This is a genomic window from Gilliamella sp. App2-1, assembly GCF_001690255.1.
In the GTDB taxonomy this organism is placed as follows: domain Bacteria; phylum Pseudomonadota; class Gammaproteobacteria; order Enterobacterales; family Orbaceae; genus Gilliamella; species Gilliamella apicola_G.
In genome coordinates this window covers 1-17,247 of record NZ_LZGR01000024.1, presented here as the reverse complement: position 1 = coordinate 17,247, position 17,247 = coordinate 1, and the positions used below count along the sequence as shown (strand labels likewise).

Here is a 17,247-nt window from a genome sequence, read left to right as displayed (position 1 = left end):
AATTTTTGATAGCACTTTAATGCACCTATAGCTAATATTACTTCCTATAATAAATCAAAACATCAACAATATAACCATATAGGTAAAATTATATTTTTGTTAAATCAATCACCTTTTTAAAACGATAAAAAACAATTGACCCAAATACCACACTTGAGACTGCAATAAAAAAGTCTATTAAAATAGCATAACTTACATTGAGAATTGCTAATTTTGGCACTATAAGCGGAATGACAACAAACGATAGTCCACTAAAAGTGTACATACAACCTACAGCAAGCCCTTTACGTGTTGGGAACAGTTGTTGCATCACAACCAAAGTTAATTGAAGTACGCCTCCTGCTGCAGTAAACCCCATTCCTATTGCAGCAATAACACACATTGCAGGTGAAATATTAAAATAAAAAACGATTAGTACCAACGCTGATAAGGTAGGCAAAATAATGATACAAAAGATAGGTTTTAATACATGTTTAACAACAAAGGCCGTAACAAATACAGAGATAATTGATGCAGTACTATAATAGCTAATCAGTTGTTTGCCATCAAGATCATTCATATTAACACCATTAATAGCAATAGTCGGTAACCATTGCAAAATAATGACGAATGTTGCTGTCGTTGTAAACCCCATAAGAATCAATAAAATGCCTTCAACTTCAAATTTAGGTTTTGCTTTAAAATAATTTTCTTCCCCTCGACATCCTTTTATTGCAGTATCTTTATGGGGGAATTGTTTAGTTAATAGCAATAAGCTATTAATCGCTAAGTAAGCGGTGAATCCGAGCAACGCCCAACCATACCATATTTGATTGGTGTCAAAGAAGGTAACAATAAATGGAAGAATGAGTGTTCCGATAGAAATGAATGCTTTAATAAGTACACTAGCAGATCCCGCTGAACGCGGAAAACATTCAGTTAATGCGGGCATTGAGCCTGTATCTAAAAAAGAGTTCCCAGCACCCACAGCAATCGCTAAACAAAAAGCCACGTGAATATTAGTACAAAAGGTCATTCCTACAAAAAAGATAGAGTAACAGATCATACCTAGATAAATAAATAACTTTCTACCAAATTTATCTGATAGCACCCCACCAACGAACATTAAAAATATTTTGCCAATTCCTATACCTGATGCAACATAACCAAGCCCAACTATATCAGTATTTAGTTGCTTTGAAAGCGCTTGAGAAAATTGCATAATCACAATTAGCGCAATACTTTGAATAATGTAGTTTGCATAAATAGATCCAACAATTCCATAAGAATTGACCTTTCGATTTTCCATTTGTCATACTCCATATGTAAAACATAAAACTTTAGCTCTATTCAATATATATGTATCAATATTAAGCGGAAAGAGTAAGTCTAGATTTGTTACTTGGCTTTTATCTTCTTTATTCCTAAAAAATAGTAAAAATCTGACAGAAAATTAAAATTATATAGAATTTTTATTAAATTTTATTGTTGTCTATTACTAATAAAAATACCACTTTTTAAGTGGTATCTGATAAAAAACTTAAATTCAGTCTTCGAGCATTTCGAGCATTTGAGCTAAGATCAAGTTTTCATCTTGATCAACATTCACCACATAATGAGCAGCATCATGATATAAAGGCAGTCTTTCAGCTAATACCTTATCTATTTCATCTGCAATAGATAAGCCCGTTAACGATGGTCTTTGAGCAACATTCGGATCTTTCATTAAACGAGCAGCTAGTGTTGATGCGGGCGCAGATAAAAAGATAACTGTACCATTTTGTTTCATAAAATGACGGTTATGCTCAGCTAATACCATGCCTCCACCAGTTGCAATGACACTATTGGGTTTAGTTGTATCAACAAGCACTTGGCTTTCCCTTGCTCTAAATCCTTCCCAACCTTCTTTTTCAACAATTTCAGCCACTGTTTTTTGAGTAGTTTCATGTAAATGGCGATCGGTATCAATAAAAGAAAACGATAGTTTATTTGCTAACATCTTTCCCATTGTTGTTTTACCTGCCGCTCTTGCACCAACTAAAAAAATTGTTTTATTCATATCGGGTTCTATCTTTCCAGATTTACAGAATATATTGACCATGCTAGTGATTCGCCCTTATTTTTGCAATATATTTTTTTAGATAATTAAATTAAATTTCCATAAGATTGATTGTAAATAATTATTTAAAAAAGTTATAAAAAAGCCTTTTAGACTCCAAAAGTCATCTTGATAAAGCTAATTAACATAGTTTTTCTAAACCACGAAAATAGAGCTCTGTGGCAATTGATTGATGTAATCGCCATTGCACCACGTCTAGATTAGGATTAATTTTTTTAAATTCTTCATATGTCATAAAGTAACGTATTATATTACTGCCAACACGATCATTGATACTATTGATAATAATATTAATTTTATCATTGCGAAGCTTTTTCAGCTCTTGCATTGTGTTTGCAACAAACTCAGGCACGGGTATAGTACCATTCTCCCAATCATACCATGTTTTAGCATCCGTTTTACCAATATATTGGCTAGCTTCTGATACTTTTAGCATCAGAAAACGACGATAAGCTTGCAATTCAAGGTTTGTCATAAATACTCCTTTTAATAATATAACTAATTTAAACAATAAACATTTAATTTTATTTAACATACATCTCATTCACTTTAATGAAATGTATGTTCTATTTGCAATATTTATTTTCCAGCTAAAGCATCTATTACAGCTTGTTTTGCCCTATCGGAAAGATTTTTTCCTGTCCAAATTTTAAATTGTGCATTTGCTTGCTCTATAAACATTTCACGCCCTGAAATAGATTCCCAGCCAGCTTTTTCTGCCTCTTGTCTAAATCGTGTATTATATGGTGTATAAACAATATCATAAGCTAAACCTTTTCCTTTAAACCAAGCTTGTTCATAAGGGGTCTGATCTTCAAATTTGCCTTGCATACCCAAGGGAGTAGAATTAATAATAATTTGCGCTTCAACGTGGCTGCGTTCTTCCCAAGCAACTATTTTAAGATTGAATTCTTTGGCTAACGCTTTGGGTAAGTCACTCGCTATGTCAGTCACGGTAATATCGGTATAACCAAGATCCTGTAATCCGACAACCGCAGCGCGTGCTGCACCACCAGCTCCTAGTAATAAAACTTTTTTATATTCAGCCGGTAATTTCTTCTGTTCAAGAGGTTGCATAAAACCAACAATATCAGTATTCTCACCACAAAGCTTATCACCCTCCCAATAGACTAAATTAGCAGCACCTGCTTTTTTTACATGCTCAGTCACTTTATCTAAATAGGGGATAATCGTTTGCTTATGCGGAATAGTGACACACAATCCCCGTATGTTTAATAATCTTACAGATTTGAATAAGGTTGAAATATCTTCGGGTGGCGTAGCAAAAGGAACTAAAACTGAGGGAATACCATAATCCTGAAATGATGTAGTATGAATAAGGGGGCTCATACTATGTCCTAAAGGATAACCGATAATACCGTATATACTATATGGCGTGAACGGGTTCATACAATCTCCTTGAATGTTAGAAAATTAGACCTAATAGATAAAATCTATAAGCAATAGTATTAAAACATATTTATTATAAAATTAAACGGTTTTTGTATTTAACTAAGATAACCCTAACTATAGAATGATAGTTTTATGGTAATAATGGTTATCTATTGGTTAATATTCATGTAGGTAATACACTTATTTTTACGTACAAATAAGATAATGCTTGAGAAATTGCGTATAACAGCGTATACTTCGCTACCTCATTATTATGGGTGTAGTGTGAGAGGTTAGACTGCTTCTCAGATAGAACTGCAGCAAACTAAAAGCCTGACGAGGTTAATTCCATTAACATATTACGCCCAAGGCTTAAGCATTGAAATTTCGGAGAATTATTGACATGTCACGAGTATGCCAAGTAACAGGAAAAGGTCCTTTAGTAGGAAATAATCGTTCTCATGCGATGAATGCTACTAAACGTCGTTTTCTACCAAATCTTCAAACTCACCGTTTCTGGATTGAGAGTGAAAAACGTTTTGTAAAATTGCGTGTATCTGCTAAAGGTATGCGTATTATCGATAAAAAGGGTATTGATGCGGTTTTAGCTGAACTTCGTGCCCGTGGTGAAAAGTACTAATAAGGAAACAATATCATGGCAAAAGGTGTACGCGAAAAAATCAGATTAGTTTCTTCTGCTGGTACAGGTCATTTTTATACCACTAGCAAAAATAAAAGAACTATGCCTGAAAAAATGGAGATCAAAAAATACGATCCTGTTGTTCGTCAGCATGTTATTTATAAAGAAGCGAAAATTAAATAGTTTTAGACAAATTAATAAAAAACCCAGCCTATGCTGGGTTTTTTTATACCTTTTTAGCGCACAACATACCTGCATATTTTGTTCATTGATATTGCTCTAGTGAGTAGCAACTAAGCAATAAAAAAGCTAACAATTTAATGAAAAAAATATAATTATTATTGATAATTTTATATCTGTTTAACTCAGCAATCATTTATAAAATCATTAAAATAAAACAAGCTCCAGTTTTTAACCTGAAGCTTGCTAAAACAGCAGTAGTTTTATTTCAAATATTGCTGTTCATAAGCTCTTGCTTTTTTATCGTCAAAAGCATGTTCCCAACGCGCAATAACAATCGCTGCTAATGCATTACCTACCACATTAACGACTGTTCTGCCCATATCTAAAATACGTTCAACCCCCATAATATAACCAATCCCTTCAAGAGGAATACCTACACTACCAAGCGTTGCAGATAAAACAAGAATTGATGCGCCTGGTACACCAGCAATCCCTTTTGATGCTATCATCAAGGTGATGACAATAATAATCTGATCTAAAATAGTTAAATCTATCTGGAATAACTGTGCTAAAAAGATAACCGTAATACTTTGATAAAGTGTTGAACCATCGAGATTAAATGAATAACCTGTAGGAATAACAAAACTTGTTATTGATTTAGGTGCGCCATAAGCTTCCATTTTTTCAATAATTCTAGGTAATGCTGTCTCTGAACTTGCGGTCGAAAATGCAATAACTAATTCTTCTTTTAATATTTTCAATAACATAAAAATATTAAATTGGCAAAGTTTACAAACAAGCCCCAGTACCACTAATGTAAAAATAATCATTGCCGAATAGACGGTTAAAATTAATTTAAGTAGAGGAAGTAAAGATTCAAAACCATATTTCGCCACAGTTACAGTAATGAGTGCAAATACCCCCACAGGCGCATAACGCATGATCATATTAGTGACTTTAAACATAGTGTCAGACACTACTTTTAAGAAGAATACAAATGGTTCACGTTGTTTATCTGGCAAAGACATTAAACCTAAACCAAAAAAGACACAGAAGAAAATGACAGGTAAAACAGCACCATCAGTCATAGCTTTAAAGATATTGGCAGGAATCATATCAAGAATCATAACAATTAAACCATGAGGCTTTCCGCCTAATTCTTCAGCAGCTTGGGTATACTTACTAATATCAGCCGTTGCTAGTGTTGAGGAGTCAATTCCTGTACCTGGCGCAAAAATATTACCCCAAAAAAGACCTAATAAAATAGCAATAGTTGTAATAATTTCAAAATAGAGAATTGTTTTAAAACCTAATGTTCCTAATCGTTTAGAACCACCAATACCCGCAATACCTAGCGTTAATGTACTCAGTATAATTGGCAGCACAATCATTTTAATTAATCGAATAAAAATATCACCTGCGGGTTGAAATATATTCACTATTGAAAATTGGTAATATGAATGTAATGGATGGCTTGGAACTGAAAGTTCAAATAAATAAGCGCCTACTGCTACCCCTAGGATCAAAGCTATCAAAATTTGCCATGCAAGATTTGTTAAGATTTTTTTTATAGAAAATGACATCAAATACTGTTCCTTTTCGAGATTATTCTAAATAAAAAAGGATTAGCTATATTTAACTAATCCTTTTTAATAATTAAAAATTATTCTTCAGATTCATGTTCTGAATCACTCCGCTCTTCACTTAGTGACGATAATTCAGATTCACCATCTTCATCTTCTGTTTCGGCAATTCGCTGTAATCCCACCACTTTTTCGCTTTCGGCAGTTCGAATAAGCATAACGCCTTGAGTATTTCGACCAACAACACTCACTTCTGAAACACGAGTACGAACTAATGTACCCGCATCCGTTATTAGCATAATTTGATCGGTTTCATCAACTTGTACAGCACCAACCACTGCGCCATTTCGTTCACTAACCTTAATAGAGATAACGCCCTTCGTTGCTCTTGATTTAGTCGGGTATAGCTCTTGTTGTGTACGTTTACCATAACCATTTTGAGTTGCGGTTAGAATTGCACCATTACCTCGAGGTACAATTAATGAAACCACTTTATCATCACTATCAAGTTTTATACCTCGGACACCTGCGGCTGTTCGCCCCATACAACGAACTTTATTCGTTGGGAATCGAACAACTTTACCATTGGCAGAAAACAGCATAATATCCTCTGTATTAGAGCTCTCGGCGACTTCATTATCCTCATCTTCACCTTCATCAATAGTCGCATCATCATTCAAATCTTCATCATCAGTAGCAGCTAAATGGTCGTTGTTAGTTAAATCCACACCGATTAATTCATCATCATCACGTAGATTAATCGCAATAATACCGCCACTACGAGGTCGACTGAATTCAATTAAAGACGTTTTCTTAACGGTACCTTGCGCTGTTGCCATAAATACGCAATGCTCGTCATCAAATTCTCGCACAGGTAGGATCGCAGTAATACGCTCACCCGTCTCAAGCGGTAATAAATTGATAATTGGACGCCCACGTGATCCACGGCTGGCTTCAGGTAACTGATAGACTTTCATCCAATATAAACGACCACGGCTTGAGAAGCAAAGAATCGTATCATGGGTATTTGCTACCAATAATTTTTCGACAAAGTCTTCTTCTTTAATTTTAGTTGCAGATTTACCTTTACCACCACGACGTTGAGCTTCATAATCGGAAAGCGGTTGATATTTTACATAACCTTGATGAGAAAGTGTGACAACGACATCTTCTTGCGCAATAAGGTCTTCAATATTAATATCTGCACTACTTGCAGTAATTTCAGTTTTTCTCGCATCTTGGAACTGATCTCGAACAGCTTCAAGCTCTTCACGAATTACCTCCATTAATCTCTCTGAACTAGCCAAGATATGTAATAATTCACCAATTTGCACAAGTAATTCTTTATATTCATCAAGAATTTTTTCGTGTTCAAGTCCTGTCAGTCGATGCAAGCGAAGATCTAAAATGGCTTGAGCTTGCGCTTCAGATAAGTAATAGTGCCTTTCACGAATGCCAAATTCTGGCGCTAAGTCTTCAGGACGAGCCGTATCATTACCTGCCTTTTCTAGCATAGCTGCAACATGACCAAGCTGCCAAGCTTGCGTTAATAATTTGGTTTTAGCTTCGGTAGGCGTTGATGCAGAACGAATTAATTCTATAACCGGATCGATATTAGCAAGCGCTATCGCCAAACCTTCTAATACATGAGCACGTTCACGTGCTTTGCGCAATTCATATATGGTTCGACGAGTGACTACTTCACGGCGATGAAGTACAAAGGCTTCAATCATTTCACGTAAGTTTAATAGTTTCGGTTGGCCTTTGTGTAACGCCACCATATTGATGCCAAAGGAAACTTGTAATTGAGTCAATGAGAAAAGGTTATTTAATACAACTTCACCCACAGCATCTCGTTTGATTTCAATCACAATACGCATACCATCTTTATCTGACTCATCGCGTAATGCCGAAATCCCTTCTACTTTCTTATCTTTGACTAATTCTGCAATCTTCTCAATCAATTTTTTCTTATTAACTTGATATGGAATTTCGTTAACAATAATAGTTTCTCGTCCAGAATGGTCATCCACTTCAATTGTAGCTTTAGAACGAATATAGATAATACCACGGCCAGTGCGATAAGCATTTTCAATACCTTTACGCCCATTAATGAGAGCTGCAGTCGGGAAGTCTGGACCATGGATATGTTCCATTAACCCATCAATTGAAATATTTTCATCTTCAATAAAAGCAAGACAGCCATTAATAACTTCAGGAAGATTATGAGGTGGGATATTCGTTGCCATACCAACTGCAATCCCTGAAGAGCCGTTAATTAATAAATTTGGAATACGAGTCGGTAATACATCGGGAATCATTTCTGATCCATCATAGTTTGGTGAAAAATCAACTGTTTCTTTATCAAGATCAGTCAATAATGCCCCTGCAAATTTCTGCATCCGAATTTCGGTATAACGCATTGCAGCAGCTGAATCGCCATCAACAGAACCAAAATTTCCTTGACCATCAACCAACATATAACGCAATGAAAACGGCTGAGCCATACGCACAATTGTGTCATAAACAGCAGAATCACCATGTGGGTGGTATTTACCAATAACATCCCCAACAACACGAGCAGATTTTCGATAAGGTTTGTTCCAATCATATCCCGCTTCATGCATAGCAAATAAAACACGTCTGTGAACAGGTTTTAACCCATCTCGCACATCAGGTAAAGCACGCCCAACAATGACTGACATTGCATAATCAAGATAAGAGGATTTTAATTCATCTTCAATATTAACGGGAGTTATTTCTTTGGCTAATTCGGTCATAACACCATGTTCTCTTATTAATTTAAGTCATCAAAATAGTTCATAATTGTACCATAAAATCAATATTAATGCAGAACTAAACTATTTTTATTTTAACTTATTCGTTATGAATAAATAACGTATTTTCAATTAATTGACATAAGCAATTTAAAATCATAGCATGCATTTCGTAAGCCATCACTTTTTTATAAGATGGAACTCTTATTTCAATATCATTTTGCCCAAGTAAACCAATAACTTCACCACCATCAAAAGCGGTTAATGCAACGATTTTCATATCTTTAATTACCGCTTCTTGAACCGCACGAATGATAGCTCGGCTATTCCCTTGGCTAGTTGCCACAATTAAAACATCACTTTGTTGACCTAAAGCTTGAATTTGGCGAGCATAAATTTCTTCATGATTAGCTATAGCACTTAATAAAACATTGTCCGAGACTAAAGCTATTGCTGGAATGCTTGGTCTTTCGATATTAATACTGGTAATTAAACGGGAAGTAAAGCTTTGTACATTAGCAGCGGAAGAACCATTCCCACAGCTCATAATTTTATTGCCGTTAAGTAAACTCTCAACAATAATATTTGCAGCCTTTTCAATTGAATAACCAAGCGATTCAGCCATCACAATTTGAGTTTGAATACTTTCAGTAAAATAATTTTTAATTAAATCTTGCACACTTTTTCACCTAAAAATTAAAATGCATTAATAATCCACTTTTGGCTTTTACCTGTAATAGCAAAAACATCAAATCTAAACTCTGTACCTTCAATATTTAAATTTTGCTCTATCATCCATAGTTGAGCCGCCTGCTTGATTTTATTTTGTTTATTTAATGTCACGGTCATTTCAGCATCGCCAAAATTTGCATTTTTTCGATAACGTACTTCAATAAAAACAAGACATTCATTATCCAGCATAATTAAATCGAGTTCGCCGAAGCGAAATTGGATATTATGAGCAAGAAATATAAGCCCCTGCTTAAGTAGATATTGGCGAGCAATATTTTCATAATGCTCGCCAATTTGTTTTTTATTCGGTCTTTGAATCAGGTTTAGCTTCACCATAAATATATTGCTGCCAAGAAAGTGAGCGAGTCACTTCACATTGATTACTAGTTGATAGTTTACCTGTCATACCATCTAAAAAATTCGGTTGATTCGAATTGAGTTGATTAAAACGATTAGCTAGTCGCCAGGCATCAATCCCCATTGCATATAGACGCATTAATGAATAATCTTTCTGAACGTTGCTAGGTATATTTATATTATCTTTTTGATTTACAATCATAGGAATTTCTGCATATTCAGTTTTATTCATATCATAATTAAAATCATCAGAAGCATTGGCTACATGACTTTTAGAACTTGAATAAAGCGTGACAGATGATGAATTACCAATATTCTTATTTGCACCCATATCAAGCATTGGTTTTATCAACGTTAATTCATCGTATGAAGAATAAACATAAATAGCATCAAATTCAGCAGATAATATCTCTCCTGATTGTGGTGTGTCATTAATTAAAATAGGATCTCCTTCAAGGATAATCCCTAAATTACGATTCATATTGGCACTTAATGTTTTAGTATTGCCAAAATATTGCACGTAAGCTTGTGAACTATTTGTCGACAGTTGAGACCACTGTGCCGCAAAACTTTTCGCAACACGTTGCCCTAAATTAGTATTAGGTACTAATAGCAACGGTTTTATTTTATTCTGAGAATAAAGATGATCTGCAGCATCTTTTGCTTCATCGTCAGGAGATAAAGCAAAGTAACACATCTTATTAGCAGTCGTGGTTGTGTTATCAACTTTGTTCAAGGTTAGAACAGGAACAGTTGGTGCTAACTCTTGTATTTTAATAACATCTTCTTTTAATAAAGGGCCTACAATTAATTCAATATTCTGTTCCCTTGCTTGCTGGATTAAGGTATCTATTGGTTTACTAGTTGTATCGAGCACGATCACATTTTGTTGTGGTTCTTGTGGAAAAAACTTATTGGCATCCATGTAACCTTGACGAATAGTTTCACCAAATATGCGTGAAGAGCCATTTAATGGCAATAATAAAGCAATTTTTTTTACATTAGCATCAACAACAAGTGCCTGTTCACCAGTTAATACCGAAATAATCTGTTTAGCTGGGTGATCTGGATATTGTGTAGCCCAATTGTTGACAGCTTGTTTTAATAACTGTATTTTTTTTTGAGATTTTTCTTCAATTACTTCTTGCGTATCATCATCTTGCGAAGCAATTACTTTACTAGCATTTTGATAAGCATAAGCCAAATCAACCCAGCCTTGTAGTGTAATTTCATTTTCATACACTAAAACTTTACGAATTTTATTAGATGTTAACTTACTAAAAAAATTCCATGTATCATTTAATAATTGCTTTTTCTCGGTCTCTAGTACATATTTTTCTAATTGAAGATAATCATGAGCTTGGGCATTAATATCTTTACTGTTCATGTCCAAGCCTAATTTAATAGTATAATAACGATATAGCTGTGAGGGAGTCAAATTTTCTATATTAAATTGATTAATATCAAATCCCTTTCCCTTCTTTACGGCAATTTCACCTTCTGATAATAATTTTTCTTTTTGCTGTTCAGTATTAAGATTAAGAGGTAAATTTGATAATAATACATTTGCTTGCGAAAATTTATTTTCTTTTATCAGAGCGCGAATAGCTAATAATTGCCAATTAGCTTTAACAGAACCAGAACTATTATCTGCTTGTGACAAATAATAATTAGAATTTTGAGTATCATCAAAGTTAAGAGATTTCTTTGACATTTCTAAAGTACACCCTACCAAAAATGTAAATAATGGCATTATTAACATAGCATAAAAGTAGCGTTTTAAATTCATACCCATTCTCTTGTAATTTTATTATCCCCAAATTCGTTGTACATGAACGGTTATTTCTTCTCTATCATGATAAAGCTGTTTTGCCTGAATTTGCACATTAATTTTTTCATTATTTAATTCGTCGTTTAGCCATTGTAAATTTTGTTTTACTTCTTCATAGCGTTTTTTCATTGGTAATTTAAGATTAAAAATAGTCTCTCTACACCAACCATTAATTAGCCATTTGGCTATTAACTCCGTGACCTTAGCTGGTTTTTCAACCATATCACAAACCAACCAGTAAATATTAAGCTTTTTAGGTACAAATTTGAAGCCATCTTCACGATAATGTTTAACTTGTCCTGTTTCCATCAGCTTCTCATTCATCAGTCCATTATCAATGGCATAAACCATCATGCTTCTTTTTACTAGCTGGTAAGTCCAACCTCCAGGACAAGCCCCCAAGTCAACCGCATTCAAACCACCTTTTAATCGTTCATCCCATTCTTCATAAGGAATAAAGATATGAAATGCTTCTTCTAATTTTAACGTAGATCGACTTGGTGCAGCGGTTGGAAATTTTAGCCTCGGAATCCCCATATAAAAAGGTGAATTATTTTGACTCAGTGAATAACCAACATAACAACTATTACTATTAATAAAAAATAAGTGAATAACGGGTCTTGATGGGTTTTCAACTTTTAATAAAATACGTTTACTTCGTAATGCCTGACGAAGGGGAACCGTAAATTTACGACAAAAACCGGAAAGAGCCTTGCCATCATTAGTATCAGCAACTTCTACACGTAGATCCCCAGCATTATCTATAAGGCCAGATAATGCATCCATGATAGGAGAGATACGATCATTATTCGGCAAATCTATTAATAAATCGCCCGAAACAAACATTTGTCTAACGAAAATTAATGTTCGAAAAGCCAAATCTTTTATTAACAATTGTGCATCACCATCTTGATAGCATTCAAAAACAACATAACCACTGTTTTCTTTAACTTTAGCAAAGCCATATACTTCTTTCTGTCCAGCTCTATCTGTAATTTCTGCAGCGCATTCTTTTTCAAATCCACAACGACAATATAAAATGATCTTATTTAGTTTTTGCATAATTGTATATTAAATTTATTAAACCGCCATAACAAGCAACAGTCACATCAATCAGATTGAACATTATCAGTATATAAAGGTGCTTCCCCTTTTGGGCGAGTCTTAAATCGTCGATGTAACCACATATATTGTTCAGGTGCTTTTAAAATTTCTTGTTCAATAACTTTATTCATAAAAGTGGCAGCAAGCACATCATCATCTATTGGATAGCCTTCAAGCTCTGAACTAACATAAACTGTATAGTGACCATTTTTCTCACGCTTAGGCGTAAAAGGGATAATGGCAGGCTCTCCTAACTTAACTAATATGCGCGTACCAACGGTAGTTGCAGCTTTTTCGACTGAAAATAGAGGTGCAAATACGCTATTTTTAGGACCATAATCATGATCCGGCGCGTACCAAAGTAACTCACCATTCTTTAGTGCGCGGATCATACCCTTTGTATTATGGCGGTCTAGCATGTATTTGTTTGACTTAAGTCTCCCTTTAAGCTGAACATAATCCATTACAGGATTATCATTTGGTCGATAAACACCCACACCTGGATGGCTCATTCCTAAAATACGTGCACCTAATTCTAATGTTAAAAAATGAATACCTATGAGCAGAACACCTTGACCCGATTGTTGTACCTTTTTAATATGAAAGTCGCCAACAATAGAAATGCGCTTGGCAAGCCGTTTATCTGACCAAAACCATGCCATGCCAGTCTCAAAAATAGCCAAACCAGTCGAAATGAAATTATCACGTAACATCTGATTACGTTCTTGTTGTGTTTTTTCAGGAAAACAAAGTTTAAGATTTTGCCTCGCCGTTTCTTTACGTTTGCCGATTAATTTCATTGAAAGTAATCCTAAGCCCTTTCCTATTCGGAAAATAATTGGATAAGGTAACAATACGATTAAATATAAAATGCCAATACCAAACCACGTTAACCAATAATGAGGGAGAAGTAAACGTTTAGTAAAAATAGGGCGAATTTCTTGATTTTGACTCATATTAAGATCAAGTTATTTATTAATAATAAAGTCGAATATTATATACCATATATTGATTTTAGGGGCAGAAAAATAAACAGATCTAGCGGCGTTATATCATCATTTTGTAACAAAATTTATATTTAAGGTAGATTATAGCTAATAATTAGAAATTAGCTATAATCAGTTCTTAAAATTGGCAGCTTTTATACTGAAACACAAAATTACCTGAAACTTTTTTACAGAAAATTAAATAGCAACAGGCGCTTTGATTGCAGGATGTGGATCATAACCAACAATTTCAAAATCATCAAACTCATAATCAAAAATTGTTGGAGGTTTACGTTTGATCGCTAGTTTTGGCAGAGCCTTTGGCTCACGGCTTAATTGTAAATGGGCTTGTTCCATATGATTAGAATAAAGATGCGTGTCGCCGCCAGTCCACACGAAGTCACCTACTTGTAATTCACATTGTTGTGCAATCATGTGAACTAACAATGAATAGCTGGCGATATTAAATGGCAATCCTAAAAATACATCACAAGAACGCTGATAAAGTTGACAAGAAAGTTTACCATTTGCAACATAAAATTGGAAAAAAGCATGACATGGAGCTAATGCCATTTGATCTAATTCTCCAACATTCCAAGCAGAAACAATCATACGCCTAGAATCAGGATCATTTTTAATTTGTCTAATTAATTGGGATATTTGATCTATTTGACGTCCATCAGCTGCTCCCCATGCGCGCCATTGTTTACCATAAACGGGACCTAAATCACCATTTCCATCGGCCCATTCATTCCAAATAGTTACCTTATTATCTTGTAGATGCTTAACATTTGTATCTCCCTTCAAAAACCAGAGCAGCTCATGAATAATTGAACGTAAATGACATCTTTTAGTCGTAACAAGAGGAAAGCCTTCTTGCAAATGAAATCGCATTTGATGCCCAAAAATAGATAGCGTACCGGTGCCAGTTCGATCTGGCTTAGGTGTACCTTCTTCTAAAATTTTCTGCATTAACGCTAAATATTGTTTCATCGTGTTTTATCCTTCTGGTTAAATCTATACGCCAATAAAAGAATAAAAATACCTCCCATAATCATTGGTAAGCATAAAATTTGCCCCATACTGATAATATTTAAAAATAAACCTAATTGTTCGTCTGGTTGTCTAAAAAATTCTATAACAAATCTAAATAAACCATAGCAAAGTAAAAATAGCCCGGATACAGCACCAGTTGGTCTTGGTTTTCGAATAAAAACATTTAAAATAATAAACAGCACAATTCCTTCAAACATCATTTCATAAAGCTGTGAAGGATGCCTTGGTAAAATACCTTTTAATTGAGAATAAAGTGAAAACCATTCTGGGTGAGACTGAACAAACATAAAATCAGCATGTGATGATGTCGGAAATAACATACCAATAGAGGAATTAGTTACTCTTCCCCAAAGTTCTCCATTAATAAAATTGCCAAATCGACCAAACATCAAACCAATAGGTACAAGAGGAGCAACAAAATCACTTACTTGCATAAAAGTTTTTTTTGCCTTTTTAGCAAAAATGGCAATAACACAAATAGCGCCAATTAAACCACCATGGAAAGACATCCCTCCTTCCCACACTTTAAACAAAATCACAGGATCTTTAATAAAAACATCAAAATTATAGAAGAAGACATATCCTAATCGCCCTCCAATAAAGAGTCCTAAAAATCCCCAGAATAATAAATTCTCAACCTGTTGTGACGTCCATTGACTATTTGGTTTAATTGCTCGACGTTTAGCTAAGTAAAGCGCACCCAGCACACCAAATAAATACATAGCACCATACCAATGGAGTGAAATAGGACCAATAGAGAAAACTATTGGATCGAAATTGGGAAATTGTAAATATTTATTCATTTTTTTATACGCTTTTTATTTTTTCGTTTATGAGAAAAGAAATTAAATCGTTTCTTCTTAGAAATACTTGTTGATGCATCTATTTCAGACTGTATAGCAAACACAGGTAAAGAAAATTCCTTCATTGCCTTTCTATAAACATCTCGTTTAAAAGCAATGACCTGTCGAATCGGATACCAATAACTGACCCATTTCCAGTCATCAAATTCAGGAGTTGAAGACATATTTAGATTAATTACCGACGCATCTGAAATTAATTCTAATAAAAACCACTTTTGCTTTTGTCCAATACAAACTGGTTGATTTTCCCAACGAATCATCCTTTTAGGTAATTTATATCGTAACCAACCATTAGTAACGGATAAAATCTTCACATCTTTTGATAATAAACCAACTTCTTCGTTTAATTCACGAAACATTGCCTGTTCAGGCGTTTCGTTTTGTTTTATTCCGCCCTGAGGAAATTGCCAAGAATTTTGCCCGTAACGGCGAGCCCAAAGCACTTGACCATACCTGTTACAAATAACTATTCCTACATTTGGACGGTAGCCATCATTATCGATCACTGACTACCTCAAAAATTAATTCTTATATAGCTAAATTGTTTCATACATACAACAATAAATAAATAAAAAAATAATAATACAACAACCATACGATTTAATTTAATTTTTTCATACTATTAAATAATTTATTGTAGTAATATTACTTAATATAAACAATTCTGCTATACTATTTGATGTTTTTTTATAAAAAGCAAAAAAGCCCAGCATCACTGCTGGGCTCTCTCTAAATTTAAAAGTCTGGCGGCACCCTACTCTCACATGGGTAATACCCACACTACCATCGGCACTACGGCGTTTCACTTCTGAGTTCGGCATGGGGTCAGGTGGGACCACCGCGCTATTACCGCCAGACATATCCTGTCTTCTCTTCTTCTACATCAATGATGCTATAATAAAATATTATACCTCTTCACCATCAATATCTCAATCCAGAACAAACTGCTTTATCATTCTTTAATCAACCTCAGTCAACCTAGAATATTAAAAACTCTCGCGTAACCCCAAAACAACTCCGAGTTGTAAGGTTAAGACTCTCGGTTCATTAGTATCAGTTAGCTCAATGTATCACTACACTTACACACCTGACCTATCTACGTCTTAGTCTCAAACGGACCTTACTGAATCTCTTCAGGGAAAACTCATCTCGAGGCTAGTTTCGTACTTAGATGCTTTCAGCACTTATCTATTCCGCACGTAGCTACCGGGCAATGCAATTGGCATCACAACCCGAACACCAGCGGTGCGTTCACTTCGGTCCTCTCGTACTAGAAGCAAACCCTCTCAATTTTCCTACGCCCATGGCAGATAGGGACCGAACTGTCTCACGACGTTCTAAACCCAGCTCGCGTACCACTTTAAACGGCGAACAGCCGTACCCTTGGGACCTACTTCAGCCCCAGGATGTGATGAGCCGACATCGAGGTGCCAAACACCGCCGTCGATATGAACTCTTGGGCGGTATCAGCCTGTTATCCCCGGAGTACCTTTTATCCGTTGAGCGATGGCCCTTCCATTCAGAACCACCGGATCACTATGACCTACTTTCGTACCTGCTCGAGCCGTCACTCTCGCAGTCAAGCTAGCTTTTGCCATTGCACTAACCTCCTGATGTCCGACCAGGATTAGCTAACCTTCGTGCT

At 35.0% G+C, this 17,247-nt stretch carries 16 protein-coding genes and 2 rRNA genes; 2 read left to right on the top strand and 16 right to left on the bottom strand.

What is annotated here, in order from left to right; all coding sequences use genetic code 11:
- Nucleotides 1–88 precede the first annotated feature (88 nt).
- From A9G22_RS03780 to aroE, 4 genes are all read right to left on the bottom strand, one after another.
- Nucleotides 89–1,288 carry an MFS transporter gene (locus A9G22_RS03780; protein WP_065587133.1) on the bottom strand — a complete coding sequence of 400 codons (1,200 nt, stop codon included), beginning with the start codon at nucleotides 1,286–1,288 and terminating at the stop codon, nucleotides 89–91.
- 237 nt (nucleotides 1,289–1,525) lie between these two features.
- The gene (gene aroL, locus A9G22_RS03775; protein WP_065587132.1) at nucleotides 1,526–2,038 is read right to left on the bottom strand and encodes a shikimate kinase AroL; all 513 of its coding nucleotides are present in this window, start codon (nucleotides 2,036–2,038) and stop codon (nucleotides 1,526–1,528) included.
- Between the two features lie 181 nt (nucleotides 2,039–2,219).
- Nucleotides 2,220–2,573, bottom strand: a complete 354-nt coding sequence (locus A9G22_RS03770) for an Aca2/YdiL-like domain-containing protein (RefSeq protein WP_065587202.1) — start codon at nucleotides 2,571–2,573, stop codon at nucleotides 2,220–2,222.
- Between the two features lie 104 nt (nucleotides 2,574–2,677).
- The gene (aroE, locus tag A9G22_RS03765) at nucleotides 2,678–3,508 is read right to left on the bottom strand and encodes a shikimate dehydrogenase (protein ID WP_065587131.1); all 831 of its coding nucleotides are present in this window, start codon (nucleotides 3,506–3,508) and stop codon (nucleotides 2,678–2,680) included.
- Between the two features lie 385 nt (nucleotides 3,509–3,893).
- Between aroE and rpmB the strand changes: the two genes are divergently transcribed.
- Nucleotides 3,894–4,130, top strand: coding sequence for a 50S ribosomal protein L28 (rpmB, locus tag A9G22_RS03760; protein ID WP_034946960.1), 237 nt, complete (start codon nucleotides 3,894–3,896; stop codon nucleotides 4,128–4,130).
- A 15-nt stretch (nucleotides 4,131–4,145) separates the two neighbouring features.
- The gene (gene rpmG / locus A9G22_RS03755; RefSeq protein ID WP_025314526.1) at nucleotides 4,146–4,313 is read left to right on the top strand and encodes a 50S ribosomal protein L33; all 168 of its coding nucleotides are present in this window, start codon (nucleotides 4,146–4,148) and stop codon (nucleotides 4,311–4,313) included.
- A gap of 260 nt (nucleotides 4,314–4,573) precedes the next feature.
- On the opposite strand, the gene gltP is transcribed toward rpmG, so the two are convergent.
- The 12 genes from gltP to A9G22_RS03695 all read right to left on the bottom strand — a co-directional run.
- The gene (gene gltP / locus A9G22_RS03750; protein WP_176700222.1) at nucleotides 4,574–5,884 is read right to left on the bottom strand and encodes a glutamate/aspartate:proton symporter GltP; all 1,311 of its coding nucleotides are present in this window, start codon (nucleotides 5,882–5,884) and stop codon (nucleotides 4,574–4,576) included.
- Between the two features lie 92 nt (nucleotides 5,885–5,976).
- Nucleotides 5,977–8,676 (bottom strand): DNA topoisomerase (ATP-hydrolyzing) subunit A, encoded by a 2,700-nt coding sequence (gyrA, locus tag A9G22_RS03745; RefSeq protein ID WP_075508381.1) that lies wholly within the window; start codon nucleotides 8,674–8,676, stop codon nucleotides 5,977–5,979.
- Between the two features lie 97 nt (nucleotides 8,677–8,773).
- On the bottom strand, nucleotides 8,774–9,352 hold the full coding sequence (locus tag A9G22_RS03740; protein ID WP_065587129.1) for an SIS domain-containing protein: 579 nt from the start codon (nucleotides 9,350–9,352) through the stop codon (nucleotides 8,774–8,776).
- A gap of 17 nt (nucleotides 9,353–9,369) precedes the next feature.
- Nucleotides 9,370–9,741: a YraN family protein gene (locus A9G22_RS03735; RefSeq protein ID WP_065587128.1), complete on the bottom strand. Its 372-nt coding sequence runs from the start codon at nucleotides 9,739–9,741 to the stop codon at nucleotides 9,370–9,372.
- Nucleotides 9,707–11,476, bottom strand: coding sequence for a penicillin-binding protein activator (locus tag A9G22_RS03730; protein WP_176700221.1), 1,770 nt, complete (start codon nucleotides 11,474–11,476; stop codon nucleotides 9,707–9,709). The genes A9G22_RS03735 and A9G22_RS03730 overlap by 35 nt, the downstream gene beginning before the upstream one ends.
- A gap of 96 nt (nucleotides 11,477–11,572) precedes the next feature.
- Nucleotides 11,573–12,655: a 23S rRNA (cytidine(2498)-2'-O)-methyltransferase RlmM gene (rlmM, locus tag A9G22_RS03725; protein WP_065587126.1), complete on the bottom strand. Its 1,083-nt coding sequence runs from the start codon at nucleotides 12,653–12,655 to the stop codon at nucleotides 11,573–11,575.
- 47 nt (nucleotides 12,656–12,702) lie between these two features.
- Entirely contained in the window at nucleotides 12,703–13,653 is a 951-nt protein-coding gene (gene lpxL, locus A9G22_RS03720) for an LpxL/LpxP family Kdo(2)-lipid IV(A) lauroyl/palmitoleoyl acyltransferase (protein ID WP_065587125.1), read from the bottom strand.
- Nucleotides 13,654–13,881: 228 nt separating this feature from the next.
- The gene (gene thyA, locus A9G22_RS03715; protein ID WP_075508379.1) at nucleotides 13,882–14,676 is read right to left on the bottom strand and encodes a thymidylate synthase; all 795 of its coding nucleotides are present in this window, start codon (nucleotides 14,674–14,676) and stop codon (nucleotides 13,882–13,884) included.
- On the bottom strand, nucleotides 14,673–15,542 hold the full coding sequence (lgt, locus tag A9G22_RS03710; RefSeq protein WP_065587123.1) for a prolipoprotein diacylglyceryl transferase: 870 nt from the start codon (nucleotides 15,540–15,542) through the stop codon (nucleotides 14,673–14,675). Before lgt ends, thyA begins: the two co-directional genes overlap by 4 nt.
- Nucleotides 15,539–16,108, bottom strand: coding sequence for an RNA pyrophosphohydrolase (gene rppH, locus A9G22_RS03705; RefSeq protein WP_065587122.1), 570 nt, complete (start codon nucleotides 16,106–16,108; stop codon nucleotides 15,539–15,541). The genes lgt and rppH overlap by 4 nt, the downstream gene beginning before the upstream one ends.
- 235 nt (nucleotides 16,109–16,343) lie before the next feature.
- Nucleotides 16,344–16,459, bottom strand: a 5S ribosomal RNA gene (gene rrf / locus A9G22_RS03700).
- A 169-nt stretch (nucleotides 16,460–16,628) separates the two neighbouring features.
- Nucleotides 16,629–17,247, bottom strand: a 23S ribosomal RNA gene (locus A9G22_RS03695); the annotation flags it as partial.